The sequence below is a fragment of the Streptacidiphilus sp. MAP12-16 genome, from assembly GCF_041262165.1.
GTDB lineage: Bacteria > Actinomycetota > Actinomycetes > Streptomycetales > Streptomycetaceae > Streptacidiphilus.
In genome coordinates this window covers 1-3,653 of sequence record NZ_JBGCBY010000070.1, presented here as the reverse complement: position 1 = coordinate 3,653, position 3,653 = coordinate 1, and the positions used below count along the sequence as shown (strand labels likewise).

Annotated in this window: 1 protein-coding gene; it reads right to left on the bottom strand. The window is 68.3% G+C overall.

All coding sequences use genetic code 11. The features are described 5' to 3' along the window. Nucleotides 1–3,653: type I polyketide synthase (locus ABIA33_RS37945; protein ID WP_370088786.1), on the bottom strand; the 3,653-nt coding region annotated here is incomplete at both ends.

Here is a 3,653-nt window from a genome sequence, read left to right as displayed (position 1 = left end):
AACGCATCCAAAAACGCATTCGCCGCCGCATAATTACCCTGACCCGCACTACCCAACGTCCCCGCCAACGACGAGAACAACACAAACGCAGAAAGTTCGAGACCCGCGGTGAGGTCGTGCAGGTGCAGCGCTGCCGCCACCTTCGCACGTGCGACCCCCGCAAACCGCTCCACCGTCAGACCATCGACGACACCGTCGTCGAGCACGCCGGCAGTGTGGAACACACCGGTCAGCGGGAACTCCGCAGGCACGGCCGCCAGTGCGTCCGCGAGCGCCTCCCGATCCGCCACATCACACGCCGCCACCGTGACAGCCGCGCCCAACCCGGCAAGCTCGTCGCGCAGTTCGGCCGCACCCGGCGCATCCAACCCGCGACGGCTCGTCAGCAGCAGGTGCTGGGCACCACTACGTGCCAGCCAACGCGCGACCTGCGCACCGAGCGCCCCAGTACCGCCGGTGACCAGCACCGTCCCACGGGGTTTCCACACCGTGCCGGAGCCCTCCGACCCTGCGTCGGCACGCACCAACCGACGTGCGAACACACCCGAGGACCGCACCGCCAACTGATCCTCGCCACCCGCACCCGAGAGCACACCCAGCAGACGTGAGAGCACCCGCTCGTCCACGCTCGCGGGAAGGTCGACCAGACCACCCCAACGCTCCGGATACTCCAGGGCGACGACCCGACCCAGGCCCCAGACCTGCGCCTGCACCGCGCTGGCCAGTCGATCCGAACGACCTGTCGACACCGCTCCGCGCGTCACGCACCACAACGGCGCCTCGACGGCGACATCACCCAACGCCTGTACCAGGGCCGCGGTCAGTGCCAGACCCGCCGGGACGGACGAGTCCACGGCAGACGGCGTCTCGTCGAGAGCCAACAGTGACAGCACTCCGGTGACGGTCTCGGCCCCCAACGCATGCTTGATTCGCTCGGCGAGGTCCGCGCGGTGCGCAGCCGCCCCGTCGACCTCGACCTGACGGGCCTCGACGCCGCACCCCGTCAGCGCTCGCAGCACGCCGGGCACCGCACTGTCATCGGCGTGTCCGGCCGGGATCACGAGTAGCCAGGTCCCCGAAGGTGTCGCGGACGGCGTTGCGGTGATCGGGCGCCAGTTGATCCGGTAGCGCCAACCATCCACCGTCGACTGCTCACGACTGCGCCGACGCCACGCCGTCAACGCAGGCAGCACCGCACTCAACGGCTGCTCACCATCAACATCCAACGTCGCCGTCAGCGCATCCAAATCACCGCGCTCCACCACCTCCCAGAACCGCACATCCACCGGATCCAGCACCCCCGGACCCGCAACATCACCCTCACCCCACGCCACCACATTCGGCCAGTACCGCTGACGCTGAAACGCATACGTCGGCAAATCGACACGGCGCGCACCCGAACCCGCAAACAGCGCCCGCCAGTCCACCACCACACCACGCACATACGCCCGAGCCACGGCCGTCGTCAGCGCCTGAACCTCCGGGCGGTCGCCACGCAACACCGGCACGAACACCACCGCGTCGGCATCAGCGTCGGCGTCGGCGTCAGCGTCGGTGTCGGTGTCGGCCAGGCAGTCCTGACCCATCGCGCTCAGAACCCCGTCCGGACCCACCTCCACAAACGTGGCGACACCATCACGCTGCAGAGTCCGTACGGCATCGCAGAAGCGCACCGCCTCGCGGACATGCCGCACCCAGTACTCGGGCGAGCACAGCTCTTCGGCGGTCGCGACCTGACCCGTCAGCGTCGAGACGATCGGAATGCGCGGCGTCTCGAAGACCAGGCCCTCGACCACCCGGCGGAAGTCGGCCAGCATGCCGTCCATCAGCGGCGAGTGGAAGGCGTGGCTGACCGTGAGCCGCTTCGTCTTGCAGCCCAGCTCCTCAAATTGCCCAGCAACCGCCAGCACGGCGCTCTCGACACCCGAAACCACCACCGACGACGGCCCGTTGACCGCCGCGATGCCCACCTCCGCCTCACGCCCCGCGAGGAGCGGAAGCACCTCAGCCTCGGATGCCCCGACAGCGACCATCGCACCACCACTCGGCAGCGCCTGCATCAACCGCCCACGCGCCGCAACCAGCACAGCCGCATCCGCCAACGACAACACACCGGCCACATGCGCCGCCGCCAACTCACCAATCGAATGCCCAGCCAGAACATCCGGCCGCACACCCCACGCCTCCACCAGACGGAACAACGCCACCTCAACCGCAAACAACGCCGGCTGCGTATAACCCGTCTGATCCAACAGCCCATCGACACCGAAGACCACCTCACGCAGCGGACGCTCCAGATGAGCATCCAGATGCGCACACACGGCATCGAACTCCGCCGCGAACACCGGGAACGCCTCATACAACTCACGTCCCATACCGACCCGCTGGCTGCCCTGCCCGGTGAACAGGAACGCCACCTTGCCTTCAGTCGCGGAGCCCTGCACCAGGTTCGCTGCAGACTCACCAGCAGCCAGCGCGCTCAGCGCGTGCAGGGCGTCCTCGCGCGCACCCGCCACGATCACCGCTCGCCGCTCCAACGCCGCTCGACCTGTCGCCAGCGAGTACCCGAGGTCGGACAGGTCCACCTCAGGCCGGCTTTCGACCAAGGACAGCAGGCGCCCCGCCTGCGCCCGCAGCGCCGGCTCGTTCCGACCCGAGAGCACCAACGGCACAGTCGTGCGAACAGGTGAAGCGCTCCGCCCCTGCTCATCGTCGGGAACGTCAACCGGGTCCGGTGCCTGTTCCAGGATCGTGTGGGCGTTGGTGCCGCTGAGCCCGAAGGAGGAGACACCGGCGCGGCGGAGCCTGCCGGTCTCCGGCCAGGGCATCGTCTCGGTCAGCAACTCCACCGCACCCGCCGACCAGTCCACATTCCTCGTCGGCTGATCCACATGCAGACTCTTCGGCAATATGCCGTGCTGCATCGCCATGACCATCTTGATGATCCCGGCGACACCCGCCGCGGCCTGGGTGTGCCCGATGTTGGACTTCACCGAACCCAGCCACAGCGGTGACGCCTCGTCACGGTCCTGGCCGTAGGTGGCCAGCAGCGCCTGCGCCTCGATCGGGTCACCCAGCCTCGTGCCCGTACCGTGCGCCTCCACCGCATCGACCTCGGCGGCCGACAGACCGGCCGAGGCCAGCGCCTGCCGGATCACCCGCTGCTGCGAAGGCCCGTTCGGAGCGGTCAGACCATTGCTCGCACCATCCTGGTTGATCGCGCTACCGCGCACGATCGCCAACACCGGATGCCCGTTCCGGCGCGCGTCCGACAACCGCTCCACCAGCAGCATCCCCGCACCCTCACCCCACCCCGTACCATCCGCCGCATCCGCGAACGGCTTGCACCGACCATCGGAGGCAAGACCCCGCTGCCGACTGAAGTCCACAAAAATGCCCGGGGTGTTCATGGTGGTGACGCCACCGGCCAGGGCCAGCGAGCACTCACCGTTGCGCAGCGCCTGCACCGCCAGATGCAGTGCCACCAGCGAGGAGGAACAGGCCGTGTCGACGGTGACTGCGGGGCCTTCGAGTCCGAGGCTGTAGGCGACGCGGCCGGACATCACGCTGGCCGCATTGCCCGTGCCCAGGAAACCCTCGGAACCCTCCGGCGCACTGAGGATCAACGGCAGATAATCCTGCCCATTGGTACC